Raw genomic sequence first — 26,895 nt, forward strand, 5'->3', positions numbered from 1 at the left:
TGTAACGCGATAAAGTTACTTCTTTTCACTATTCGTTTCTGAAACGTTTGGCCAGCCATCCTTCCACCTGATCTGTTCAATGCGGAGTTTTGGTCTGCCGTTATCCGAAGCATCATAAGCATGAAATACCAGGTAGTCAACACCATCAAATGAAACAACAGCGTTATGTCCAACGCCATGCCACTGATCGTTTCCGGCTAAAACGATAGTTCCACCGCCAACATCCAGGTTGGTTCCATTTTTATCCTTAAATGTATCAGATAACTTTTTGGAACGCCCTACAATCATTTTATAAGTGCTGTTTGAACCCTTACAGCAATAATCGATCGATGCAAACAAATAAAAGTATGCGCCTTTTTGAAAGACAAACGGAGCTTCAATAGCGTTTCCTCCGGCGTCGGCAGGGTTACCGTCAACGGCAGGTGGATTTTCTTTAGATTTTTCAGTTTTACGGCTTGCAACGGTTGGTATGCTTGTTAGATCCCCATCCGGTTCCAACAGATTTTTATTCAACCTAACCATTTTAATTCCGTCCCAAAATGATCCAAAAACCAGAAATGGCGTTCCTTTTTTATCTAAAATCAAATTTGGATCAATCGCGTTCCAGTTTGTTTTTCCAGGGACGGATTGTATCAACTTTCCGTGATCTGTCCATTTAAAATCGGCAGATCGCGGGTCGAGTGTCTTGTTGGTTGCAACGCCAATGCAGGACGTATTTTTCCCGAAAGCCGAAACTGAATAATACAAATAATATAAGCCGTTGTGAAAGGAAATGTCCGGCGCCCAGATGTGATTTTTAAATCCCGGCACTGTCTGAACCGCCCATTCCGGCGCAACATCAAAAACCGGCTTTTCACGATTCCAGTTTTTCATATCAGGAGATGACCAAACGGAAATCCCCGGGCCCGTACAAAAAATGTAATAAGTACCATTTTGCCGGATCATCACCGGATCGTGAACCGAGATTTGTTTCGCTTCCTGGGCTATTAACCGGCAACAAATGAGCAGAAAACAGCCGACTAAATAAGCTATTCGTTTCACAACATTTTAATCTTAATCACATTGAATGAGTTGGGAGTCATCGCTAAACTCACCTTACCGCCGGAAATTTTGATTGCTTTATCCTGCGGACTTACAGCCTTCGGCGCCTGAAAAGAGTTTGTCTGGTTCAGGTTATCAGCACTTAAAACGGTTACAACGCCATTTTTTGAAAGTTTGACTTTTCCGCCTAACGATATTTCGGCATTCTGAGCAGAGGCATTCGAATTAACCATTTTAATGATAAGCTCTTTCGATTTACGGTCAACAACAGCCGAGCCAAAAATACCGTCCGTACCCGCGATTGCCTTTCCGTCTCCGGTCATTGCTACAACCTGAGTTCCTTTGTTTACAGAAAACAGCTTCTGTACATAATAATCAGGTGTTCCATACGAATTAAGATTATCCACCCAGATTAAATCCGGTGTCCATTGCCAACCATCAATATGCGCAAAAAGCGGCGCGTATGACGCCATATTTACAACGTCGGCATTTCTTTCAAGGCCGGTCATAAAGGCTGCTTCAGCGATGGCGCATTGAAGTGTGTTTTTATTATCAACGCTCACTGTTTTATCGCTTTGCGCTGCGTATTCACCGGCAAAAATCTTCGACCCGTTCCTTGGATAATTATCATAACGCGATGCGTTTTGAAGGAACCATTCGGGCCTGCGGTAATAATGTTCATCGATGATATCCGCTTTCATTCCCCGCAATGTCGTGTTAAGGTAGTCGAAGCGTTCGCCGTCAGGATCAGTGCCCGAGCTGTTTACCAATTTAAAATCAGGATATTTGTCCTTAATAGCTTTGGTAAAGATTTTTAACCGCTCTACGTATTGCGGTCCCCAGTTTTCGTTACCAACACCCATCATTTTTAAGTTAAAAGGTTTGGGATGTCCCATCTCCGCACGAACCTTTCCCCATTTGGTATCAGTGCTGTCATTTGCAAATTCTATCAGATCCAACGCATCCTGTACATATGGATCCAGCTCATCAATTGCGGCCACTTCGGCAGTATTGAATTGGCACGCCATTCCGCAATTCAAAATTGGCAGCGGCTGTGCGCCAATATCTTCAGCCAGCTGGAAATACTCGAAGAAACCCAATCCAAACGTCTGAAAGTAATCCGGAGCTGGCCGGTGTGCAAATTCAGTGTTCCAGCGATTGATGATCAGCTGCCGTTCCTCGATCGGCCCGATCGTTTTCTTCCATTGATACCGTGTGGAAAGTTCATGACCTTCAACAATGCAACCACCCGGGAAACGAATAAACCCAGGTTTCATATCAGCCAGCAACTGAACCATATCCGAACGAAAGCCGCCTTTCCGACCTTTCCAGGTGTCTTGTGGAAACAATGAAATCATATCGAGATCAATCTCGCCGGATCCTTCAAACCAGATGTTTAGTTTCGCTTTTTGTACAGTTGCGTTACTTTTAAAACTTATTGACTGCTTTTTCCAATCACCCGTTTCCGAAGGTGAAAGCTCACCAGCACCAATAACTTTTCCCGTCGAATCCACTAATTCGGTGTGTAGCTTTAAACCGGGTGACTTTTGGCGATACATCACCGAAAAATCATAACCAAGATCTTTTTTTACACCCATCCCGCGAAATCCTTCATTGGTTAAACTCAGTGATCCATTTACAGCGTTATTCGCCTTAACACGAATATATCTTGGATTCGCAGTATTTTCATCTTTACGATTTACAACCAAAATGTCGCCTTCATTGAATTTATCTCTTTTGATTGTCCATCCCATCAACGGCTTATAAAATTCGAACGAACGATTCTTCACGAGTTCAGCGTAGATTCCTCCGTCAGCGCCCATATTAATATCTTCAAAAAAGACACCCCACATGGTTGGTTGAACGTCCGCCTTTATTTCGTCGTACTGTACGTTATATTTTTTTTTTGTTTGCCCAATGGCACAGGTAGCTGCAAAAATCAGCAGCGCGGATAGCGATTTCTTCATTTACTTTTTATGGTATAATTGGTAATTGCGTTTGAAAGCACAAGTTAAGTAAGTTTTTATAAATGTCAATATTACATTTATAATTTCAGGCAATTGCAATGAAAACGTTGTTTAATCTGATTTTTTACATTTGCAAACTGTTCAAATAATATATATTGCAATAAATTACGAAAACCAATGTCGCGATACCTAAAACAAACCCGTTATTTAGTTGCGGTTGACTCAATTATATTCGGGTTTGATGGCGAAAATTTAAAGCTGTTACTTATCCACCGCGGTCTTAAACCAGAGAAGGGACGATGGAGCCTGATGGGAGGTTTTATCCAACCAGAAGAAGATCTTGAAAAAGCTGCCGACAGAATTCTTCATGAACTTACCGGATTAAAAGGCGTTTACCTCGAACAGCTTTACGCGTTTGGAAATGTACATCGTGATCCGACCGAACGAACGATTTCTGTAGCATATTTTTCCTTAATCGATATTCATCAATATGAAAAACAATTAAGCGATGAATATCATGCCGAATGGGTTCTGCTAAGCGAAATTCCCGACCTGATATTCGATCATACAGAAATGGTTGAATTAGCGAAAAAGAAACTTCGCTATAAAGCAGCCATACACCCTATTCTTTTCGAATTGCTTCCGGAAAAATTCACGATACCTCAGTTACAAAATCTTTATGAAGCAGTGTATGACGCTTCCTTTGACAAACGGAACTTTAGCCGTAAGGTGTTGTCTACCGGACTTTTAGTCAAACAAAAAGAAAAAGATAAAGGCGGATCAAAAAAAGGGGCGTTTTACTACCAGCTTGACAAAGGCAGTTATGCCGACAAAATGCAGGCTTTCCTGAACTTTATTCCAAATCCTGATAATTTGCTGATCTGATTTTTGAAAAAAAATTCTTTTTAATTATTGGTATATCTAAAAAAATAAGTGTTATTTAGACACGAATAACAATTATGAACCAAAACTTAGTTCTTGGAATTGATTACGGAACAGATTCTGTGCGTTCCATCCTTGTCGATGCCAGCAATGGCAGCGAGATTTCTTCAGCTGTATTCTTTTATCCACGCTGGAAAAAAGGCCTTTATTGCGAGCCTGGCCTTAATCAATTCAGGCAGCATCCGCTTGATTATGTAGAAGGCCTGGAGGCAACGATTAAAGAATGCATACAGAAAGCCGGCCCGGAAGCCGCGGCAAACGTTAGGGCGATTTCGATAGATACAACAGGATCAACGCCGGTAGCGGTCGACAGTTCGGGGACTCCTCTGGCCTTGTTGCCAGAGTTTGCAGAAAATCCGAACGCAATGTTTGTCCTTTGGAAAGATCACACATCTGTAAAAGAAGCTGGCGAAATAAACAATCATGCGACGAAATTTGATATAAATTATTTACAGTTTGTTGGTGGAATTTACTCTTCGGAATGGTTTTGGGCTAAGCTGTTACACATTTTAAGAATCGACGAAAAAGTAAGAGAAGCCTGCAGCTCGTGGGTAGAACATTGCGATTGGATTCCATTTCTGCTTACCGGCGGAAACGAATCCTCTCAAATTAAGCGAGGCATTTGCGCTGCCGGCCATAAGGCATTATGGGCCGAAGAATTTAAGGGTTTGCCGCCGGACGAGTTTTTTTCATCGCTTGATCCGCTATTGGCGTGCTTCACAGAAAAATTGTTCACTTCTGTTTATACATCAAGCGAACAAGCCGGACATTTAAGCGAGGAATGGGCGGAAAAACTCGGACTCTCCACTGATATAACAGTTGGAATCGGCGCTTTCGACGCTCATATGGGTGCTGTCGGCGGTCAAATTGAGCCGTATCATCTAAGCAAAGTTATGGGAACTTCTACCTGCGATATGCTCGTAGCCCCTTCCGCCGAAGTTGATGGTGTACTTGTTGGCGGAATATGCGGGCAGGTACCGGGGTCCGTTATTCCGGGAATGATGGGAATGGAAGCCGGGCAATCAGCATTTGGCGACACGTATGCCTGGTTCAGGAAAATCTTAGCTTGGCCGCTGGAAAATTTATTGTCGCAATCAAATGTAATTGATGGCGAAACCGCGAGTCGGCTTACAGAAGAAATCAATCATAAGATCATTTCCGAATTAAGTATCCAGGCGGCTAAAATTCCGCTTTCTGAGAACGACGAGCTGGCGATTGACTGGTTAAACGGAAGGCGTACGCCCGATGCCAATCAATTGCTTAAAGGAGCATTGTTTGGTCTTAATTTAGGCACTGATGCTCCGCGTATTTTCAGGGCACTCGCGGAAGCTACCTGCTTTGGTGCCAAAAGAATAGTTGATCGGTTCAATGAACAAGGAGTTCCTGTAAAAGGTCTGATCGGTCTTGGTGGCGTGGCAAAAAAATCATCGTTTATCATGCAGATGATGGCAGATGTAATGAATATGCCGATAAAAATCCACAGATCCGAACAAACCTGTGCGGCGGGTGCCGCTATGTTCGCGGCAACAGTAGCCGGTCTGTATCCAACTGTTGAAGATGCGATGGAAAATATGGGGCAGGGATTCGAGGCGGAATATCACCCGGATAAAGAAAGAGTCGGTGTTTATGCAAACAGATACCGGAAATTTATTATGTTATCCGATGATATAGAAAATCATATCATGGAAAAAAACGGAAAAACATATACCAATGAGTCAGTTTAACCGAATCAAGCAAGAAGCTTATGAAGCAAATATGCTTTTACCCAAGCTGAACCTGGTAATTTTCACTTTTGGCAATGTAAGCGCAGCCGATCGAAGTCTGGGTGTTTTCGCTATCAAACCAAGCGGCGTACCTTACGATCAGCTAAGTGCTGAAAAAATGGTGATTGTCGATTTTGACGGCAAGATAGTTGAAGGACATTTTAGGCCTTCCTCCGACACGAAGACCCACGCGGTACTTTATAAACATTGGGAGAACATCGGTGGAATTTCGCATACTCACTCTACGTACGCAACCGCATGGGCTCAATCACAGCGTGATATCCCAATTTTTGGAACAACACATGCTGATCACAATACGGTTGACATTCCATGCGCTCCGCCGATGACTGACGAAATGATCAGCGGGAACTATGAATATGAAACCGGTTTCCAGATCATGGATTGTCTTCGGGAAAAAAACCTAAGCCCGGCAGATCTGGAAATGATACTGGTGGGCAATCACGCGCCATTTACCTGGGGCAAAAATGCAGAGAAAGCGGTTTACAATAGCGCTGTGCTTGAAAATATTGCTCAAATGGCTTTATTGACCGAGCAAATTAATCCTAACGCCCCGAGACTAAAAGATTCACTTATCAAAAAACATTTTGAAAGAAAACACGGTCCGGACAGTTATTACGGGCAGTAGTTGATGCTTATTGAGTTAAGCAAGGTACATGATAAAAGAATGAACAATCGGATTGTTTTCGAAGGCGCTGTCCGAAGGCTACCTGACGCTGTCCGAGGGCTACCTGATGCTGTCCGAAGGCTACCCGACGCTGTCCGAAGGCTACCTGACGCTGTCCGAAGGCTACCTGACGCTGTCCAAAGGCTGACCGAAGTTGGCCAAACGCAGCTGATGATGTGCAACATATTAACGAAAGCCTTAAAAATGGCATAAGAAACATTAAACAAAGCATAGATATAGCATGATCGACTTAAAGAAATTTGAAGTTTGGTTCATTACAGGAAGCCAGCATTTATACGGAGAAGAAACTCTCAAACAGGTAGCGGAGCACGCTCAGCAAATTGCCAGCTCATTGAATGCCGAAAAGGAAATTCCCGTCCAGGTTGTTTTTAAACCTACGGTAAAAACTACCGAAGAGATTTATGAAGTTATTCAGCAGGCAAACGTTCATCCAAATTGCATCGGCTTGATCACCTGGATGCACACGTTTTCACCGGCAAAAATGTGGATTCGTGGGCTGAATATTTTAAAGAAGCCACTTCTTCACCTGCATACGCAGTTTAACCGGGATATTCCCTGGGGAAGTATCGATATGGATTTCATGAACCTTAACCAAAGTGCGCATGGCGATCGGGAATTCGGCTTTATGGTTTCCAGGCTTCGTTTAAACCGCAAGGTAGTAGTTGGACATTGGCAGGACCAGCAAACAGTAAAAGAAATAGGCTCATGGACCCGTGTAGCAGCAGGCTGGCATGATTGGCAGGGCGCCAAATTTGTTCGCTTTGGAGATAATATGCGCTACGTTGCCGTTACCGACGGTGACAAAGTTGAGGCTGAAATGAAATTCGGCTTCTCAGTCAACACACATGGAATCGGCGACCTTGTTCAGGTAATAAACGATTTGAGTGATCAATCGGTTAAACAGCTTCTGGATGAATACCAGGAAAGATACACAGTTTCAGATTCATTGCTTAAGGAAGGAGGCAATCATCAGTCGCTTATCGACGCTATAAAAATTGAGGCTGGATTGAGGTCATTCTTGCAAAACGGCGGATTTAAAGGATTCAGCGACACATTCGAGGACCTGCATGGCATGATCCAATTGCCGGGCATTGCTGCGCAACGCCTAATGAATGAAGGCTATGGCTTTGCCGGCGAAGGCGACTGGAAAACTGCTGCCCTTGTTCGTGCCTGCAAAGTGATGGGAAGCGGATTGCCGGGCGGAAATGCATTCATGGAAGATTATACTTATCATTTTGATCCCAGTAACTCGATGGTTTTAGGCTCGCATATGCTAGAAATCGATGAATCGATAGCAAGCGGAAAACCAAAAGTGGAAATTCATCCGTTGGGAATAGGCGGCAAAGCTGATCCGGTTCGTTTAGTATTTAATGTTGCCGGCGGAAGTGCACTTAACGCATCACTGATTGATATGGGCAATCGTTTCAGGTTATTGATTAATGAAGTTGAGGCTGTTGAACCGGAGCACGACTTACCAAATCTTCCTGTAGCCAGGGTGCTATGGAAACCTTACCCGGACATGAAAACCGGTTGCGCCGCATGGATCTACGCTGGCGGAGCACATCATACCTGCTACAGTCAGAATTTATCAGCCGAGCAAATGCAGGACTTTGCCGACATAGCAGGAATTGAATCCATAACAATAGGAAGAGATACAAAACTCGACCAGTTAAAGAAGGAGCTTCGCTGGAGTGAAGCAGCGTATAAATAATTTTTTTTGAAAAGCAAGCAGTGCTGGTGGTATCCGCCAGCCTGCTTTCCATTACAAATGGCTTTCCTGTCGGGACGCGAAACCCGGCGAAAGCCATTTCTATTTTACCAGGTTTAAACTGGTAAAAACCTGTGCTGTTATTTTCCAATAAAGGCTAACGAGACTGACGTACGGCTGAGTTACAGTATTAGCGATCATTATAAACCCGATTGCACGAAAAGCCCGGATTGACGTGTGCGGCAGCGTGTAAGGGAAAGACAAACGGACTTGAAGGTAAAGCGGGGATGAAGATGATAGTATTACAGTCCTTTCATTTTCAAAACAAAAACAGGTTACTCCCTAAATTTGAATTCATGTAAACATCTGGCGCGTTGATATGTAGCTATATTAACACCAGTTAAATATCCGCCATGAAGAAATTAGGTTTTTTAGTATTTATAGTCATGGTTTTCATGATCAATAATACATTTGCTCAAAGCGACACCACTAAAAAGAACAAACAAAATACAACCACCCAAAGTAAATCGGCCACAACTAAAAAATCGACTACCTCAAAAAAGAAATCTATGAAAAGCGCACCTTCAAAAACAGGCGTGGGAACGGTAGGAACAGAATCCGGTTCTTCAAATAACAGTACCAGTTTGGGGACCGGTACACCCACCAAAGGAAAAAGCGGTTCGGGAACTGGAACATCCGGAACAGATTCAATTACGAAAGCTACTTCGAAGCCACCAAAAAAATGATCTGGATACGCCGGATTTCCGGCGTATCGGTTACAATAATGTATCCAGGAAAGGATCGGTATAGTTGTCGACGAAAGCAAGAATATTAGGAAGATGCTTAAACTCCCACGGCTCGTGCATGGTAGTGATTACAACAGCTTTCATTCCGCCTCGCAATGCCGCTTCCACTCCTTTTGGATTATCTTCAAAAACGATACAATCTAATGGATTTATGCCAAGCAAATCCGCTGCTTTCACAAACGTCTCAGGATCAGGTTTGCTTAACACAACGTCATCCGCGCTAACTACAACAGGAAAATAGCGGCGAATTTTGAGATTATCAAGCACAAAATCAATGTTAAAAGGAATGGCGGCCGATCCGATTGCCATCTTGACGTTTTTAAGATGCGCCTTTTCTAAAAATAAATCCAGGCCGTCGATAAGCTTTAAATATGGCCGGTAGGCTTCCTGGTAGCGGCGTTCTTTCTCGAAAGAATAGCGTTCCATTTCTTCATCCGAAAAATGTCCTGCTCCAAAAACACGTTCCAATAGTTCACTATTTTTTCCATACATCTGCAGTTTAACTTCATCCTGGGTCAAATTTGCGCCAAGGTCCTCAGTCAGAATTTTATGCCATGCGATGGTATGAAATCCCATATCATCGATAATTGTTCCGTTTAAATCAAATAAAAAAGCTTTCGAACTCATGTTTCAAATATGCCAAATAATGGTTTCATAAAAATTACCTGAACGTAAAAAAACCGGTTTGACAAAGTCAAACCGGTTTACTATACAAATCAAAAACTAATTACTGATTTCCTGTGCCGCCGTTGTTATCGCCGCCGCTTTTAAGGTCGTCGTTATTTACGCCGCGTTTCTTTTTCTGTTGCGGATTAGCGTTGAAATTCATTTTTCCAAAGCTCCAGCTGAAGTTTACACCCACCGAGCGGAACGGCAGGGCAAAGTTCGTATTAACAAGGCTGGTTCCGTTGTTAACCTGCGAATCGAAATGCTTCACCTCGTTAAAAGGATCGATTACGTTTACACCAATTTTAGCACGTTTTTGCATAAACTGCTTACTCATCGAAATAACCCACATGTTAAATGAAGGATATCTTCCTTGCAGCGTTCTTCGCGGAGCATTAAAAATTGCAAATGTTTCTATCACGAGGTTCTTCGGTAGATTGTACGATCCCTGCCCAAAAATATTATACTGCAGATAAGTCTTGTTCTCCTGGGTGGTCGCATCCTGGAACTGGCTGCTTGCTGTAGGCTTATAGCTGAACAGGTTTATACTTGTGCGCAACGTCAGATTTTTAACAGGAATTACCTGACCGAAAAAGCTACCACCGAACGAGTTATTATTTCCGGTATTTTGGTAACTGGTAAGATTCGTCTGTATGGTTTGTGTTTGTCCGTTTGCATCAACGTACGAGTATTCAGGCTGTGTTAAAAAGCTTTCGATAATATCATCTGTATGCCTGTAGTAAATTGAAGCATTAATTACGCTCGACTTGATAAACGTTGAATAATTTAGCTCAACGCTTTGAGATATCTCCGGCGATAAATACGGGTTACCTTGTGTTTGATATTGCAGGTTGCTTGTGTTGCGGAATGGATTCAGGAACTGCAAACTCGGACGCTGAATACGCTTGCTGTAACTCAATTTAACTGTTTGCGATTTTTTAAAGGTCTTTGAAATAGCAAAACTTGGTATAAAGTTCGTGTAGCTGTTTGAAAACGGCGGAAGCGCAGTTACAAAATTGCTTGACGTACCGTCAATCTGAGTGTTTTCCACACGTGCGCCAGCCTGTAAACCAACGCTATTTTTAAACTGGAAACTAAGTACTGTATATCCTGAATAAACATCCTGAGAATAATCATACGTGTTGGAAGCTTCTTTATCAAATACATAGTTGCCGTCAACACCTTGTCCGAAAATTTCGTAATCGCTGTTTATTTTACGGCTGATTAACTTACCGCCAGCTTCCAGTTTGATGACTTTATTGATCGGCAAGGCATAATCAAGCTGACCAGTATATTCATTGTTTAACGCATTGTTCCCGCCTTGCTGATTTTTAAAGATCGGCAGGTTATAAAATGCATCAATATCGGTATTGGTTTTACCGTAGCTCCATTGTCCGGCAAAAGTAAGTTCTTCTCCTTCTTTTTTAAATTTACGGGTATAATCCGCGTTCCAGTCGAATCCGCCAAAATCAGTGGTTGTGTTATTATTCTGTACGTAATTTCTAAAGCCAGAATTATCTGTAAAGCCTTCCGTTGAAAATTGGGTATTGTTAAAACGAATGCCGGTTGAAACGCTGTTTTTATCGTTAAAATCATAAGCGACATTTCCAGACCCTACATAAGCATAACGCTTTGTACGTGTTGTACCAATCTGCTGGTTTACGACATCACCAGTTGCAAGGCTGGTCGAATAATTATTGATGTTACTTGTTTGCGGCCAGGTTAGATTACCTCCGAAGTTACCGCTAACGCTCAAACGATTTTTGTTAACGTTCAGGTTTGCATTACCGTTATTTTGACGGGTACCCAAGCCTCCGCTTATCGATCCGCTAACACCCGAAACATCTTTCTTCTTGGTAATAATATTGATAATTCCGGCAGTTCCTTCAGCATCATATTTGGCCGAGGGACTTGTAATTACTTCAACACTTTTAATCTGATCGGCCGGCATCATTTTCATGGCATCGCCAACGCTGCTGGCAACCGCCCCCGAAGGCCGGCCGTTGATCAAAATTTTAACATTCTGACTGCCACGAAGAGAGACGTTACCGTCCTGATCAACCGCAACCATTGGAACTTTACGTAAAACATCGCCGGCATTGCCACCACTAACAGTCGCATCTTTTTCGGCGTTGTAAACCATTTTGTCAATCTTATTCTCGATAACAGACTGTGTACCGGTAACCTGGACTTCTTTTAACGCATTTGCGCCAGGTGATACTATTACGGTACCCATGTTGTTGTCGGGCTTTTCAGGTGTCGTTTTTATCGGATCGAATGTCTTAGTTGGATAACCAATAAAAGTCACCGTAACTTTATAGTTTCCCGGCGCGACGTTATTTAACTTAAAGTTTCCTTTTTCGTCAGTTAACACACCGTTCAAAGGAACTTTTCCCTTACTACGGTAAAGGGTTACAGTAGCGTAATCAAGCGGCTTTTTAGTAAGAGAGTCAATAACGTTTCCGGAGATTCTGCCAACAACCGTTGAACCGCCGCCGCCCATCTGTGCTTGCGCAGTTATAGCTATTGCCAGTAAAAATATGAAGGTAAAAATTCTTTTCATTTCAGCATTTTTCATTTAGGCGCAAAAATACATGCTTTGTTACATCATTTCTTAAATTTTAAAGCTTATTTAATATGATTTTTTTAGCAAAAGTGCGTTAAACAAAAAAAGCGGATCAGGATCCGCTTTGAAGTTTATTTATACAACAATGTTGACTATTTTACCTTTCACAAAAATAAGCTTTTTGGGAGTTTTCCCGTCTAGATAGCGCTTTACATCCTCATTATCAAGCACAAAACGTTCAACTTCAGCACTTTCAAGCATTAACGAAATATTTAAGTTCATTTTCATTTTCCCGTTAATGGAAATCGGATAAGCAAATTCATCCTCAACCAGGTATTCGGGGTTGAACTTCGGGTATTGAGCGTAAGATAAAGTACCCGAATCATGGCCCATTAGCGACCAAAGTTCTTCCGTTATATGTGGCGCATAAGAGGAAAGCACAATAGTTAACTGTTCCAAGATCTGACGATTGCTTGATTTCAAGTCGGTTAACTCATTAACGCAGATCATAAAACTTGATACCGATGTGTTAAATGAAAAACGTTCGATATCTTCCTCAACTTTACGAATGATCTTATGAAGTGATTTTAATTCCGATTTACCTGGTTCACCATCAGTTACACGGAAGTTGAACTGATCATCGTGAAACAGCTTCCAGAATTTCCGCAGGAATTTAAAAACGCCTTCAATACCATTGGTATTCCAGGGTTTGCTTTGCTCCAGCGGACCGAGGAACATCTCATATAAGCGAAGTGTATCAGCGCCGTAACGTTCGATAATGTCATCCGGGTTAACTACGTTGAATTTGGATTTTGACATCTTCTCAACCTCGTGGCCGCAATGGTATTTGCCATTTTCAAGAATGAACTCAGCGTCTGCAAAATCTGGCCGGAAAGTTTTGAACTTTTCGAGGTTAAGAATATCATTTTCAACAATATTCACATCTACATGGATTTCTGAAGTTTTATATTGATCTCTTAAGCCATATGAAACGAAGGTGTTTGTTCCGCGGCCGTCCTCATCAATGACACGATAAACGAAATTTGATCTTCCCTGGATCATTCCCTGGTTAATCAGCTTTTTGAAAGGCTCCTCTTCAACCACATACCCAAGATCTTTCAAAAATTTATTCCAGAATCTGCTGTAAAGCAAATGGCCGGTTGCATGTTCGGAACCGCCGATATACAGATCAACATCTTTCCAGTATTCGATCGCTTCTTTCGATGCGAACTCCTGGCCATTCTGTGCATCCATATACCGGTACCAATACCAGCTTGAACCGGCCCAGCCAGGCATTGTGCTCAATTCGTATTCATATTGACTTTGATATTTCCAATCTTCAGCACGCCCTAATGGCGGTTCACCGCTTTCTGTAGGAAGATATTTATCAACTTCCGGAAGCACCAAAGGAAGCTCTTTTTCATCAATTAGTTCAGGCAATTCCCCTTTGAAGTACACAGGAACGGGCTCACCCCAATAGCGCTGGCGACCAAAAATTGCATCGCGCATCCGGTAATTCACCTTCGCTTTTCCTGCACTTTTTGCTTCCAGGAATTCGATTAAAGCCGGAATTGCTTCCTGGTAATTTTTTCCATTGATGAAGCGTGAATTAATGTATTTTCCGTCTTTGGTTGCATCGGCTTGTTTATCCAGATCGATCTGTGCATCCAAAATCGGAATGATTGGTAACTCGAACTTTTTCGCGAAGAGATAGTCACGTTGATCGCCGGAAGGAACAGCCATTACTGCACCGGTGCCATAGCCTGCTAAAACATAATCAGCAATCCAAACGGGGACCTTTTCGCCATTTACCGGGTTAATGACATAGCTTCCCGTAAAAGCTCCGGAAACGGTTTTGGTATCAGCCATACGGTCCAGCTCGGACTTTTTCTTAGTTTGAGCAATATAGGCGTCGATCTCTGGTTTTTGGCCTTCAGTGGTTAGTTGTTCCACCAATTCATGCTCCGGTGCGATTACCAAAAATGAAACACCGAAAATCGTATCTACACGGGTAGTAAAAACTTCAATAGCCTCGCCCTTTAACTTTTCATCCTCTACTTTGAACGCAACTAATGCTCCGACGCTCTTTCCTATCCAGTTACGTTGCATTTCTTTTAAGGGTTCCGGCCAGTCAATTGTATCCAGGCCCTGGAGTAACCGGTCGGCATAAGCCGTAATCCGCATGCTCCATTGCATCATTTTCTTTTGTTCAACAGGAAAACCTCCGCGTTCTGAAAAGCCATCTTTTACTTCGTCGTTAGCCAATACGGTTCCCAAAGCCGGGCACCAGTTAACAGTACTTTCCTTCAGATAAGTAAGGCGGTAACTTAACAGGATCTGCTCTTTCTTTTCAGCCGAGAAACCCAGCCACTGGTCAGCTGAAAATTGTTCAACTTCTTCATCACAAACCGCTTTTACGGTTTCGTTTCCAGCCGTTTCAAAAAGCTCAATTAATTCTGAGATGGGCGCGGCCTTATCAGTCTCGAGGTTATACCACGCATTAAAAAGCTGCATGAAAATCCATTGCGTCCATTTATAATAGGAAGGATCACTTGTCCGAACTTCGCGGCTCCAATCGTACGAAAAGCCCAGATTATCAAGCTGCTCACGATAGCGGTTGATATTGGCTTCCGTTGTGATCGCCGGATGCTGACCGGTTTGAATCGCGTATTGTTCGGCCGGCAATCCAAATGAATCGTAACCCATTGGATGCAGCACGTTAAAACCTTTCAACCTTTTATATCTCGAAAAAATATCGGAAGCTATATAACCGAGCGGATGGCCGACATGAAGCCCTGCTCCCGAAGGGTAAGGAAACATATCCAACACATAAAACTTAGGTTTTTCAGATTGATTGGAAGCTTTGAATGTTTGGTTCTCCGCCCAAAACTTCTGCCATCTTGATTCGATATCTTTAAATTGATAATCCATTTCCGCGTTACAATTGAGCTGCGAAAATAATAAAATTGAACTCCAATGCGGAACGTAGTAAATGAAAAGAAAAACGCAGCTGAATCTGAGATATTAAATACGCACTTTTTTACGTTTGTACACTTAAATATTTATTTTCGCAGTTCAATACAAATTACATGGAAGAATTTGAACCAAGTTCCGCGTCCAAGAAAACGAAAACCATTTACGTCTCAACCGTTATAAGCATTTCGCTGGTTTTGCTGATGGTTGGTTTATTGGGACTGATACTTGTTCACGCCAAAAATCTTTCCGACTATGTGAAAGAAAACATCGTTTTGAACATTATCGTTAATGATGGCGCAAAAGAAGTCGACGTACTCGCTCTTCAAAAACAGATAGATTCAAATCCCTACGTTTTAAAAACACAGTATGTGAGCAAAGAGCTCGCGGCACGAAACTTAACTAAGGATCTGGGCGAAGATTTCGTGGAATTCCTTGGATACAACCCGCTGCTTTCTTCTATAGACGTTTATATGAAGGCCGACTATGCCAATAATGCTAGTATCGAGAAGTTGAGCAAGCAGCTAGGGCAAAATGTTATGGTTAAGGAAGTTATCTATCAAAAATCATTGATCGACATGGTGAACCAAAACATCAGACTTATCGGCCTGATCATTTTGGGAAGCGCTGTCGTTTTAATGTTCATCGCCGTAGCTCTCATTAACAATACCATCCGCCTGGCTATTTATTCGCAGCGCTTTCTGATAAAAAGCATGCAATTAGTTGGCGCTACTAAAAACTTCATCCGTAAACCGTTTTTGGGTTATGGATTACTTCATGGATTATTAGCGGGATTGATTGCGATAATCCTGCTCCTTGGCGCGCTTTACTTCGCCCAACAGCAAGTGCCGGAACTTGTAATACTCAGGAACTGGTTTGAGTTCGGCGTCGTTTTCCTGGCAGTTATAGGCATCGGCATATTAATAAGCGGGTTGAGCACCTACTTTGCCGTCAGCAGGTATTTACGTTTAAAAATTTACGACCTTTACAGATAATGGCACAAAAGAAAACTGTATCAACTGAAACTAAAAAAGTTCAGTTTATTTTCGGAAAATCCAACTACCGTTTTATGCTGATCAGCATTGGTGTTGTTGTATTGGGTTTTATTTTAATGATCGGCGAAACAGATATCTATGATTTCAGAAAAACTGTTTTAGCACCTTTCGTCGTTCTTGTTGGTTTTGCCATCGGATTTTACGCGATCTTAAAAAAGCCTGATCACGCTTAATGAATCTTTTCGAAACCATTGTCCTGGCTATTGTTGAAGGCCTGACAGAATTTTTACCGGTATCATCTACAGGACACATGATCCTCGCTTCATCGCTGATGGGCATTCAATCCGATGAATTTGTTAAACTTTTTACAGTCGCTATTCAATTAGGCGCGATACTTTCTGTTATCGTCCTTTACTTCAGGCGTTTCTTTCAAACCTTCGAATTCTATTTAAAGCTTCTCGTTGCTTTTATTCCTGCGGCGGTATTTGGATTATTGTTCAGCAAAAAAATTGACGAGCTATTAGAAAGTCCGCTGGGAGTTGCTATAGCGCTAGTTGTTGGAGGTGTCATTTTATTATTTGTAGATAAATGGTTCAACAAGCCAACTATTGACACAACAGATAAAATCACTTACCGTCAAAGCCTTATAATCGGCTTCTTCCAATGTTTGTCTATGATTCCCGGAACATCCCGTTCAGCAGCGACTATTGTTGGAGGAATGGCTCAAAAACTTTCGCGGAAGGCTGCAGCTGAATTTTCCTTTTTCCTGGCGGTGCCTACCATGTTCGGTGCGACGGCGAAAAAACTATATGATTTTTATAAAGACGGCTATCACGTAGGGAGCGACCAGGTTAAATTGCTCATCATAGGCAATGTGATAGCTTTCATCGTAGCGTTGATTGCTATAAAAGGATTCATAACCTTTCTTCAGACCAAAGGATTCCGGATATTCGGCTGGTACCGTATCATTGTAGGCGGTATTATTCTTGCGTTTTTACTTTCCGGCCATAATTTACAGGTCATTTAATCCGGCTAATTTCTGTAATTAAATTTTGCAGGTTATTTTTGCCGCGTCAGTTTATAAGACATTGAAAACTGACATAGAAAACAGGACGTTCTGTGAACAAGCAATTTAAAGATTTCCATTTCGCCGAAGGCGAATTACTACTCATAAACAAGCCCTACCACTGGACCAGCTTCGACGTTGTAGGAAAAATCCGTAACAGCTTCAAACCATTAAAATTAAAGGTTGGCCATGCCGGTACGTTAGATCCCCTGGCAACAGGTTTGCTGATCGTTTGCACCGGTAAGTCGACAAAAAAAATTGATGAATACCAGGCCCAGGAAAAGGAATACACCGGCACGATGATCTTAGGTGCCACCACGTCATCTTACGATCTGGAAACAGAGGTTGACAACACTTTCTCATTCGACCACCTTAACCCGGACCAAATTAACGCAAACTGCTCCCAGTTTATTGGCGAGATCGATCAGTATCCTCCGGCACACTCGGCGATCAAAGTCGACGGCGAACGCCTGTACGAAAAAGCCAGGCGGGGCGAGACAATTGAACTCAAGACAAGGAAAGTAACTATTACCGAGTTTGAGATTACCAGGATTGAACTTCCCGAAGTCGATTTTCGTGTAGTTTGCAGTAAGGGAACTTATATCCGATCGCTTGTGCACGATTTCGGAAAAAGCTTAAACAATGGCGCTTACCTTTCGAAACTGAGGCGAACCAGAAGCGGTGATTTTCAAATCGACGACGCATACGAGGTTATGGAGCTGGTCAATCATATCAGGCAATTAAAAGAACAAGGCTCATTAGTTTAGCACATGAAGGTTTACAATCATATCAATGATTTTTCGAGATTAAAAAATGCTGTAGTTACCATCGGAACGTTTGATGGTGTACACATTGGTCACCAGAAAATAATTGACAGGTTAAAGGAAAAAGCTCAGAAAACTGGTGGAGAAACCGTAATTCTTACATTTTTTCCGCATCCTAGGATGATCCTTCATCCCGAAGATTCAAGCCTCAAAATGCTGACTACTATCCCGGAGAAAATTGAATTACTTGAAAAAGCCGGTATTGATCATGTAATCATTACTCCGTTTACGCGTGATTTCTCAAACCTTTCTCCGCTTGAGTACGTGGAGCAGGTGCTGGTGAATCAGATCGGGACCAAACATATCGTTGTCGGTTACGATCATCGTTTTGGGAAAGACCGCCAGGGAAGCTTCGAAGACCTGGAAGTTTTCGGAAAGCAATTTGGATTTGATGTTGAAGAAATTACCGAACAGGAAAAAAACGAAGTAATTGTCAGCTCCACGAGAATCAGAAATGCACTTCAAAAATCTGATGTAAAAACTGCTTCTGAATTTTTAGGTTATCACTTCCATCTTACCGGAAAGGTTATCAAGGGCGATCAGATCGGGCGAAAACTTGGATTCCCCACTGCTAATTTATTTGTTGAAGAAACCTATAAATTAATTCCGGCAGACGGAGTTTACGCGGTGAAAGTGGACATTTTTGATCCGAAAAGTATGACCCCTGCAAAAGGCTCGTCTAACTTAAAAGGGATGGGTTATATCGGTCACCGGCCCACAATAAACGGTATGACACATAACATAGAGGTCAATCTTTTTAACTTCAGCGAAGATATTTACGGCCGCATGATCCGTTTCCATTTCTACGATTTTATCCGGGGAGATTTAAAATTCAATAATCTCGACGAGCTGAAAGAGCAACTTAAAATCGATATGCAAACTACCTTAAATTTGCTAGGATAGAGCGAAAGCCCTAACTTCATCGCAACAGATGCGATTATTGTGGCCAAACTCAACCTTGATAAAAACGAAGCGAATTTTCTCGATCAAACAATTAAATACTGGCGGGAAGAAAACCTCCTCAACGGCGAACAAGTACAAAAGCTTCAGGATAGTTATCATGTAAAAGGCTTTGACTGGAAGCGGCTTGCACAGTATTCGTTTTGGATCGCCCTGGTTTGCGGAATTGTCGCGATTGCTTCTCTGATTATCGACGATACCGTCATCCGCTGGCTTAAAAAGCTGTATGATACCCCCGATATTATCATCGGAATCCTCTCCGGAGGAGTTGCCGCTTTTTTATTTTACCGGGGCAGATTACTTCAGAAACATCAGCCTCAGAAAGTTTTCAGCAATGAGGCAGTTGTTTTTCTTGCGGTGTTGTTTACAGCAAATTTTATCGCATTTACAGGGAAGGCTTTTGATAACGGCTCCGGACATTTTTCTATTCTGTTTCTGATCTCGGTTTTTATTTATGGGTATCTTGCTTATTCGTTCAACTCCAATCTCATCTGGATCTTCGCCTTAATATCATTAGGAAGCTGGTTCGGCACCGAGACAGGCTATCAAACGGACTGGAGTTATTATTTCCTTGGCATGAACTATCCGTTGAGATTTGTACTGTTCGGCGCCCTGATCGTTTTATTTAGCTTTCTGATGCGACAGTTTAAACCGCTGCAGGGTTTCCATACTCTTACCTACCTGGTTGGAATGCTTTACTTGTTTATTTCTTTATGGCTCCTGTCTGTTTTTGGAAATTTTGGAAGTATTGACGAATGGCTTAAAATCAAACAAATTCATCTGTTTTATTGGGCAATTTTTTCGGCATTCGTAGCCATCGGTTTTACTCTCTTTGGCCTGAAAACAAAAGACGAAATAGCACGCGAGTTTGGAATAACGTTTCTGCTGATTAATATCTATACCAGGTACTTTGAATACTTTTGGGATAACACTAACAAAACTATATTCTTCGCAATACTGGCGCTTTCATTCTGGCTGATTGGAAGAAAAGCCGAAAAGATATGGAACCTGGAATTCCTGAAAAAATAGCTAAAAATGGAAAATAATCTTTGCCAGGATCAATAGCGCAAGCAAAACTAAAACGATCGATATTCCATGATTGATCAGTTTACTACTGATCTCAAATTTTTCGTGCAGGTAACTGCTAAACCGGGCAAAAAGGTAGAGAATTAAGAATGCGCCAACTGCGGCCCCCAAGCTAAAAATTGCCAGTGAACCCGAACCTTCATTAGTAACAATCCATTCGTGCGATATCAGGTAAGTGCCCCAAACCGTCCAGTAGGGAATTTGCATTGGGTTTACAAATCCTAAAATAACTCCGTACTTGATGCTGTCCCCTTTCGAATAATCGGCTGTTTTTTCGCTGGCATTGCTTCGCCAGGTGATGATTGCCATAATAAGTAAAATGACAATCAATATCCAGTCAAGCCAGAAGATAAGTTTTTTTTGCCCTGAAAACCAATCGGCAAAATACATTACCGCGTAGGTAAAAAAGAACTCGATAATGCAGAAACTTACAATGAAATACATTACGTGACGAATGCCACGATTGATGGTAAGCTGAACGACGGTGAGATTAATATTTCCTAGCGGAATATAGCCAATGAAGTTTATGGCCAGGCCAACAAGGAAGTTTAAAAAAAGCATGTGCAAAAATAGAATTTAAATGCACATGCTTAATTTTTTGTCGGCTAAAAATAGCTTTATGGTTTAGGCTTGTTTAGCGAATTGTACGTTGATGATTAATTTAACATCATCGCCTACAACAATTGCTCCGGCCTCTGTAATGCCGTCCCATGTTAATCCAAATTCTTTGCGGCTGATTTTACCTTTTACTTCAAAGCCAGCCTTTGTATTACCGTAAAAATCGGTTGCGATACCGCCATGCTCCACTTCCAGGGTAACGGGCTTGGTTACACCTTTAACTGTCAGATTTCCGGCTAATTCATATTCATCATCACCATCCTTTGTAAATGAAGTTGATTCAAAAGAAATTTTAGGGTGAGAATCGGCATCAAAGAAATCTGCAGATTTAAGGTGATTATCACGATCTGCCTGGTTAGTGTCAATGCTGTTTACGTCTAATGAGAAGTTGATCTTAGCGTTTGAAAAATCATTACCTTCAGTTTCCAGGTTACCTTCGAAATTTTTAAAACTGCCGGTTACTGTCGAAATTACAAGGTGTTTAACCTTAAACTGTACTTCTGAATGGAGAGGGTCCAATACCCATTTTTCTGTTGCCATAACGTTTATTATTTTTAATAGGAGTTTATCAAAGATAAAGCCAATAGATGTTTAAACATGTAATTTTAATGTCAGCTTATATCGGCAGTTTAGTTATAAAGGTATAAATACTCTTTAAACTAACTAAAATCACAATAAACCCAACTGCAACCATAATAGTTTTAGCGGAAATTCTATTGGAAACCTTTGCGGCGATAGGTGACGCAATGGCACTGCCTATTACCAAACCGGCAACTGCATCCCAATGGATAGTTTTCAGCATAGTAACAAACGTCAATGAGCTTAATATTGCGATAAAAAAACGTGTCGCCTTGACAGTGCCCAGTGATGTTCTCGGGTTACGGGCACCTGCTATAAGAGATGATAAAACGATAGAACCCCAGCCGCCGCCACCAACGGCATCGATAAAACCACCACCGAAGCCTAATAAACGTATGTTTTTAATCTTTTTCTGTTTATGGGTTTTCTTTTTAAGGTTGATGGCTTTTGACAAGATTACCCAGCCTAGTATCAGGGTATATACCGACACCACAGGCTTGGTATAAGTACTGTAATGTTCAAGGGACGACAAAAGGTAAGCCCCTGTTACGGCGCCAATAATTCCGGGGACAATGAGCAGCCAAAACAACCGTTTATTGATATTTCCCATCCTTTTATGCATCCAGCCGGCTATTCCGCAGCTCAGAATTTCTGACAAATGCACGGCTGTACTTGCCGACGCTGGAGGAATTCCCATCGAAAGAGAAAAAGAAGTTGATGTCACACCATAAGACATACCAATCGCGCCGTCGATCATAGCGAACACAAACCCGGCTGCCAGGAAATAATAAAAAGTTGGTTCTATATTTTCGACGAAATCACGGAAAAGTTCATTGCTAAACCACACGGTGGCTAGGGCTGCAGCAACAACTGCAAAAGCCAGGAACCATATCCAGAACTTAATCTTACCCGGTTCTTTAATTTTAATAACCTCATCTTGCAAAAGCGGCTGGCTTTCTTCAGCAGAGGGTTTTTCTGCTACTATATTTGTGTTAAGAATGGATTGCTCACTCATACTTTATCTGCTCACAATTTCGTGAGCTAGCAAAGATATACAATCTATAGATTTAGTAGAATTTATTTTTACTTAGCTAACGTTGCTAGATTAATTGTTTAAAACGACTTCGTAGGTAATATCTACTCCGCCGGCAGCAAGCATATCGTGAACAGAGCAATATTTTTTAACTGCCAATTCGGCAGCTTTTTCGGCTTTTGCCTGATCAATTTTACCTGACAAGTTAAAGGTCATATGAATCGTCGTGAAGATATGCGGGATAGCTTCGCGACGTTCGCCCTCAGTCGATACAGAAAAATCGACGATTTCCTGCTTTTGCTTTTTAAGAATAGAAACCAGGTCAAGTGAACTACAGGATGCCAATGCCATCAAAACCAATTCCATAGGCCTTGAACCAAGCTCTTGTCCACCAATTTCCGGCGAACCATCTATATGTACTTTAACAGACGATGAAGCGGCTGAACCTTCGAAGTGTACCGCATTGTTTACTCTTTTTAACTCTACTTTCATAAGGCTTTGACTATTTTGAATTTTCAAGCGCCTGACTAACATCTTTAAGAATGTCGTCAATGCTTTCCAATCCTACTGAAATTCGAATGGTACCTGGAAAAATAATAATCTTCGCTCGCTCCTCATCTGTCAGCTTCGAATGAGTGGTTGAAGCAGGATGAGTTGCTATTGTCCTTGAGTCGCCAAGGTTTGAGGAAATAAGAATCATTTGCAAAGCATCCAAAAATCGTTTTGCACGCTCAAATCCTCCTTTTATCACGAAAGTAACAATACCTCCACCTTGTTTCATCTGCTTCTTCGCCAATTCGTATTGCGGATGCGAGGGAAGATAAGGATAGCGAACCTCTTCTACTTCCGTATTACTTTCAAGCATTTCGGCAACAGCGAGGGCATTACTGCAATGCCTGTCCATCCGGATTGGAAGAGTTTCCAAACTTTTTGAAAATATCCAGGCATTGAAGGCCGACATAGCCGGACCAGTATGCCTGATAAAAAACAGCATTTCTTTAATTAAATCAGCGCGTCCGACAACTATTCCGCCTAACACACGGCCTTGTCCATCCATGTACTTAGTTGCGGAGTGACTCACTATATCGACGCCGTATTGAATAGGTTTTTGTAAATATGGCGTTGCGAAACAGTTATCCACATTTAAAATAATGTGAGGATATTTTTCCTTGAACTTTCCGAGCCATTCCAGGTCGATTAACTCTAAACCAGGGTTAGATGGGGTTTCCAGGAAAATCATTTTAGTATTCGGAGTAATTGCCTCTTCCCAGTTATCGGGCGTTGCTGCATCAACATAACTGCTGGTTATCCCCCATCGCGGCAGCAATTGTGTAAGCAGCTGATGTGTAGAACCAAAAATTGACCGGCAGGCAATCACATGGTCGCCACTTTTTAGCAGCGCCGCGAAAGAAGCAAAAACAGCTGCCATACCTGAAGAAAATGATAAGCCATCTTCAGCGCCTTCAAGTTCGCAAATCTTTTGGATGAATTCTGACGTATTCGGGTTAGAGTATCTCGAGTAAATATTTCCTTCTTCCTCTTCTGCGAAAATGGCTCTCCCCTGCTCAGCGTCATCAAAAATAAAGCTGGAGGTTAGGTATAAGGGGACAGAATGCTCGCGGTTATGACTACGCTGTACCTGGCTACGGATCAGTTTCGATTCTTCTTTCATGACGCGCAAACTTACATAATGAACATTTAAAGTTCATCATGTAAAAGCAATTGCTTTCCTAAAAACTTAGTCGAAACGCTGTTTTAAATACTCTCCGGTGTATGATTTCTTTTCTTTAATCAAATCTTCAGGCACACCTTCAAATACAAGTTCGCCACCCCGGTCGCCACCTTCTGGTCCGATATCAATTACCCAATCGGCACATTTGATGACATCCATATTGTGCTCAATTACCAGGATTGTATTACCCTGATTTATCAATGCGTCAAATGATTTAAGCAGCTTTTTTATATCGTGAAAATGCAAGCCTGTTGTCGGCTCATCAAAAATGAAAAGTGTTTTTGAACTGTTGTTACCCTTAATCAGGAACGACGCAAGTTTAATACGTTGTGCTTCGCCGCCGGAAAGTGTGTTTGACGACTGCCCGAGGTGTACGTAGCCAAGCCCAACATCTGCTAAAGGCTGAAGTTTGGAAATGATCTTAGGCTCATCTTTAAAAAATTCCAATGCTTCGTCAATCGTCAGATCAAGCACTTCTGAGACATTCTTTTCCTTGTACGTAATATCAAGAACATGCTGTTTAAAGCGCTTACCATCACAGGCTTCACATGGCAAAAAGATATCCGCCATAAACTGCATCTCTATTTTCACCTCACCTTCGCCCTGGCAAACATCACAACGTCCGCCCTCTACATTAAAAGAGAATGCCGCTGGTTTAAGTCCCGCTGCTTTGGCCGACGCCTGCGAGGCATACAGATTTCTTATTTCATCCCATGCTTTAACATATGTCACCGGATTCGAACGTGAAGATCTGCCAATTGGATTTTGATCCACCAGCTCAACCTGCTGTATTAAATTATAATCACCTTCCAGCGAGTTATATGAGCCGGTTTGTTCACCGGAATAATTACCGATTGATTTTTGAAGGGCTGGCTGAAGAATCCGCTTAACCAAACTCGTTTTTCCGGACCCCGACACACCGGTAACACAAGTGAAAACATTCAGCGGAAACTTGACATCGATGTTTTTAAGATTATTTTCACGCGCACCTTTTATTTCTATAAAATTGCTCCACTTACGTCTTGTCGCCGGTATGGCAATTTCCTCTGTACGACTTAAATATTTCCCGGTTAAACTATGCTTATCAATAAGAATTTCATCATAGGTTCCTGTAAAAATGAGGTTTCCACCCTGGGTTCCTGCCTCCGGACCTATATCAATTAAATGATCGGCTGCCTGCATGATTTCTTCCTCATGCTCCACAACCAAAACAGTATTTCCTACGTCTCGCAACGATTTTAAAACGCTAATAAGCCGGTTAGTATCCCGCGGATGCAGGCCAATGCTCGGTTCGTCCAAAACATAAACGGAGCCAACCAGTGAGCTGCCAAGCGAAGTGGCAAGGTTGATTCGTTGTGACTCGCCTCCTGAGAGCGTGTTCGATAACCGGTTTAATGTAAGGTAACTTAACCCGACATCATTCAGGAACTTAATCCGGTTTGTTATTTCAAGTAGCAGGCGTTTAGATATTTTTGATTCCGTTTCGTTTAGTTCCAACCCTGAAAAGAAGTCGAGGGCTTTATCAAGCGGCATTAAAACAATGTCGGTTATGGATTTGCCATCAATTTTTACAAATGTGGCATCCTGCCTGAGCCTGCTACCCTTGCATTCAGGACAGTTTGTTTTACCACGATACCGAGAGAGCATGACGCGGTATTGAATTTTATAAGTTTGCTCTTCAAGATGCTTGAAAAAAGCATCAAGTCCCTGAAAGTACTGATTGCCGGCCCATAAAAGCCTTTGTTGTTCTTCCGTTAACTGATTATAAGCGCGGTGAATTGGAAAATCAAATTTCAATGCACTTTTAACAAGTTTGTCGAGCCACTCACGCATTTTTTCACCGCGCCAAGGCGCGATTGCACCGTCGTATACAGATTTACTTTTATCAGGAATTACCAAGTCTTCGTCAATGCCGATCACCTTTCCGTAACCTTCACAACGCTTGCAGGCACCATACGGGTTGTTAAAACTGAAAAAGTTCGGGCTTGGTTCTTCGAAACGAATTCCATCCAGCTCGAAACGATCGCAAAAGTAATGTGTTAACCCATTCTCTTCTACAAAACAATCTCCTTTTCCTTCAAAAAATGCTGTTTGAACTGAATCGGCGATCCGGCTCAGTGTTTCTTCTTCCAGGTTGACTGAAATGCGGTCTACAACAATTTTTACTTCCTCGCTTGATATCTTTTGATTTTTAATGGAAGGGTCTTCCAACAAGTCTTCAATTTTCCTGAGCTGCTCATCAAATACAACTCGCAAAAAGCCTTTTTGCAAAAGCACAGCAAGTTCTTCCTTTAAGGTACGGTTATTATGCGGGTGAAGCGGGCAAAGTATGGTAACCGAGGTATCCTCGGCTAAAGTTGTAATAAAATTGACCACGTCGGTAACCGAGTCCTTTTTTACCTGCTTTCCCGATACTGGAGAAAACGTTTTTCCAATACGTGAAAAAAGAAGTTTTAAGTAATCGTAGATTTCGGTAGAAGTGCCGACCGTAGAACGCGGGTTACTTGTGATTACCTTTTGTTCAATGGCTATGGCCGGAGCAATACCTTTGATATAGTCCACGTCGGGTTTGTTCATGCGACCCATAAATTGACGTGCATAGGCTGACAAGCTTTCGACATAGCGTCGTTGCCCTTCCGCGTAAAGCGTATCAAATGCCAGTGACGATTTGCCGGAACCCGACATGCCGGTTATAACGACAAGTTTATTTTTAGGAATAGCAACGTCGATATTCTTTAAATTATGAACACGGGCGCCTTTTATAATGATATTTTTCTGCGGATCTTTCTCTGATTCTGTACTCATACAATAACTGATGGCTGGCTATCTGAAGGGAAAATTTGCACCTGCAAAAATAAGCTATC

General features: G+C 42.0%; 23 protein-coding genes. 12 read left to right on the plus strand and 11 right to left on the minus strand.

Annotated elements, in window-relative coordinates; translation table 11 throughout:
• Window positions 1-15: 15 nt before the first annotated feature.
• A complete protein-coding gene (locus GS399_RS07300; RefSeq protein WP_160843967.1) occupies window positions 16-1,041 on the minus strand; it encodes an arabinan endo-1,5-alpha-L-arabinosidase in 1,026 nt (341 codons plus the stop codon).
• Window positions 1,038-3,008, minus strand: coding sequence for an alpha-L-arabinofuranosidase family protein (locus GS399_RS07305; protein ID WP_160843968.1), 1,971 nt, complete (start codon window positions 3,006-3,008; stop codon window positions 1,038-1,040). The genes GS399_RS07300 and GS399_RS07305 overlap by 4 nt, the downstream gene beginning before the upstream one ends.
• 177 nt (window positions 3,009-3,185) lie before the next feature.
• Here GS399_RS07305 and GS399_RS07310 point away from each other — a divergent pair, with 177 nt between their 5' ends.
• The 6 genes from GS399_RS07310 (at window position 3,186) to GS399_RS07330 (ending at window position 8,873) form a co-directional block, all read left to right on the plus strand.
• Window positions 3,186-3,893 (plus strand): NUDIX hydrolase, encoded by a 708-nt coding sequence (locus GS399_RS07310; RefSeq protein WP_160843969.1) that lies wholly within the window; start codon window positions 3,186-3,188, stop codon window positions 3,891-3,893.
• 74 nt (window positions 3,894-3,967) lie between these two features.
• Window positions 3,968-5,674, plus strand: a complete 1,707-nt coding sequence (locus GS399_RS07315) for a ribulokinase (protein ID WP_160843970.1) — start codon at window positions 3,968-3,970, stop codon at window positions 5,672-5,674.
• A complete protein-coding gene (locus tag GS399_RS07320) occupies window positions 5,661-6,359 on the plus strand; it encodes an L-ribulose-5-phosphate 4-epimerase (RefSeq protein ID WP_160843971.1) in 699 nt (232 codons plus the stop codon). The genes GS399_RS07315 and GS399_RS07320 overlap by 14 nt, the downstream gene beginning before the upstream one ends.
• A 52-nt stretch (window positions 6,360-6,411) precedes the next feature.
• Window positions 6,412-6,546, plus strand: a complete 135-nt coding sequence (locus GS399_RS20955; RefSeq protein WP_255491578.1) for a hypothetical protein — start codon at window positions 6,412-6,414, stop codon at window positions 6,544-6,546.
• Between the two features lie 93 nt (window positions 6,547-6,639).
• Complete coding sequence (araA, locus tag GS399_RS07325; protein ID WP_160843972.1) at window positions 6,640-8,130, plus strand: L-arabinose isomerase; 1,491 nt, start codon at window positions 6,640-6,642, stop codon at window positions 8,128-8,130.
• 410 nt (window positions 8,131-8,540) lie between these two features.
• Entirely contained in the window at window positions 8,541-8,873 is a 333-nt protein-coding gene (locus tag GS399_RS07330; protein ID WP_160843973.1) for a hypothetical protein, read from the plus strand.
• Window positions 8,874-8,903: 30 nt separating this feature from the next.
• On the opposite strand, the gene GS399_RS07335 is transcribed toward GS399_RS07330, so the two are convergent.
• The 3 genes from GS399_RS07335 to leuS all read right to left on the minus strand — a co-directional run bounded on the left by GS399_RS07335 (window position 8,904) and on the right by leuS (window position 15,096).
• Window positions 8,904-9,560 (minus strand): HAD family hydrolase, encoded by a 657-nt coding sequence (locus GS399_RS07335; RefSeq protein ID WP_160843974.1) that lies wholly within the window; start codon window positions 9,558-9,560, stop codon window positions 8,904-8,906.
• Between the two features lie 100 nt (window positions 9,561-9,660).
• A complete protein-coding gene (locus tag GS399_RS07340; RefSeq protein ID WP_160843975.1) occupies window positions 9,661-12,162 on the minus strand; it encodes a TonB-dependent receptor in 2,502 nt (833 codons plus the stop codon).
• Between the two features lie 138 nt (window positions 12,163-12,300).
• A complete protein-coding gene (leuS, locus tag GS399_RS07345; protein ID WP_160843976.1) occupies window positions 12,301-15,096 on the minus strand; it encodes a leucine--tRNA ligase in 2,796 nt (931 codons plus the stop codon).
• A gap of 158 nt (window positions 15,097-15,254) precedes the next feature.
• Between leuS and GS399_RS07350 the strand changes: the two genes are divergently transcribed.
• From GS399_RS07350 to GS399_RS07375, 6 genes are all read left to right on the plus strand, one after another.
• A complete protein-coding gene (locus tag GS399_RS07350; RefSeq protein ID WP_160843977.1) occupies window positions 15,255-16,133 on the plus strand; it encodes a cell division protein FtsX in 879 nt (292 codons plus the stop codon).
• Window positions 16,133-16,366, plus strand: a complete 234-nt coding sequence (locus tag GS399_RS07355; RefSeq protein ID WP_160843978.1) for a DUF3098 domain-containing protein — start codon at window positions 16,133-16,135, stop codon at window positions 16,364-16,366. The genes GS399_RS07350 and GS399_RS07355 overlap by 1 nt, the downstream gene beginning before the upstream one ends.
• Window positions 16,366-17,160: an undecaprenyl-diphosphate phosphatase gene (locus GS399_RS07360; protein WP_160843979.1), complete on the plus strand. Its 795-nt coding sequence runs from the start codon at window positions 16,366-16,368 to the stop codon at window positions 17,158-17,160. Before GS399_RS07355 ends, GS399_RS07360 begins: the two co-directional genes overlap by 1 nt.
• Before the next feature lie 92 nt (window positions 17,161-17,252).
• Window positions 17,253-17,966, plus strand: a complete 714-nt coding sequence (gene truB / locus GS399_RS07365) for a tRNA pseudouridine(55) synthase TruB (protein ID WP_160843980.1) — start codon at window positions 17,253-17,255, stop codon at window positions 17,964-17,966.
• A gap of 3 nt (window positions 17,967-17,969) precedes the next feature.
• Complete coding sequence (locus GS399_RS07370; RefSeq protein ID WP_160843981.1) at window positions 17,970-18,926, plus strand: bifunctional riboflavin kinase/FAD synthetase; 957 nt, start codon at window positions 17,970-17,972, stop codon at window positions 18,924-18,926.
• 39 nt (window positions 18,927-18,965) lie between these two features.
• Window positions 18,966-20,012 carry a DUF2157 domain-containing protein gene (locus tag GS399_RS07375; protein ID WP_160843982.1) on the plus strand — a complete coding sequence of 349 codons (1,047 nt, stop codon included), beginning with the start codon at window positions 18,966-18,968 and terminating at the stop codon, window positions 20,010-20,012.
• Here the strand turns inward: GS399_RS07375 and GS399_RS07380 are convergent, their stop codons facing one another.
• The 6 genes from GS399_RS07380 to uvrA all read right to left on the minus strand — a co-directional run bounded on the left by GS399_RS07380 (window position 20,013) and on the right by uvrA (window position 26,836).
• Entirely contained in the window at window positions 20,013-20,630 is a 618-nt protein-coding gene (locus tag GS399_RS07380; protein ID WP_160843983.1) for a LysE family transporter, read from the minus strand.
• A 63-nt stretch (window positions 20,631-20,693) separates the two neighbouring features.
• A complete protein-coding gene (locus GS399_RS07385) occupies window positions 20,694-21,227 on the minus strand; it encodes a YceI family protein (protein WP_160843984.1) in 534 nt (177 codons plus the stop codon).
• A 76-nt stretch (window positions 21,228-21,303) separates the two neighbouring features.
• Complete coding sequence (locus GS399_RS07390; RefSeq protein ID WP_160843985.1) at window positions 21,304-22,281, minus strand: sulfite exporter TauE/SafE family protein; 978 nt, start codon at window positions 22,279-22,281, stop codon at window positions 21,304-21,306.
• A 90-nt stretch (window positions 22,282-22,371) separates the two neighbouring features.
• Complete coding sequence (locus GS399_RS07395; RefSeq protein WP_160844341.1) at window positions 22,372-22,791, minus strand: OsmC family protein; 420 nt, start codon at window positions 22,789-22,791, stop codon at window positions 22,372-22,374.
• Between the two features lie 10 nt (window positions 22,792-22,801).
• Window positions 22,802-23,971, minus strand: a complete 1,170-nt coding sequence (locus GS399_RS07400; protein WP_160843986.1) for a trans-sulfuration enzyme family protein — start codon at window positions 23,969-23,971, stop codon at window positions 22,802-22,804.
• A 66-nt stretch (window positions 23,972-24,037) separates the two neighbouring features.
• Window positions 24,038-26,836 carry an excinuclease ABC subunit UvrA gene (uvrA, locus tag GS399_RS07405; RefSeq protein ID WP_160843987.1) on the minus strand — a complete coding sequence of 933 codons (2,799 nt, stop codon included), beginning with the start codon at window positions 26,834-26,836 and terminating at the stop codon, window positions 24,038-24,040.
• Window positions 26,837-26,895: the final 59 nt, after the last annotated feature.

Source organism: Hufsiella arboris (assembly GCF_009834875.1).
GTDB lineage: Bacteria > Bacteroidota > Bacteroidia > Sphingobacteriales > Sphingobacteriaceae > Hufsiella_A > Hufsiella_A arboris.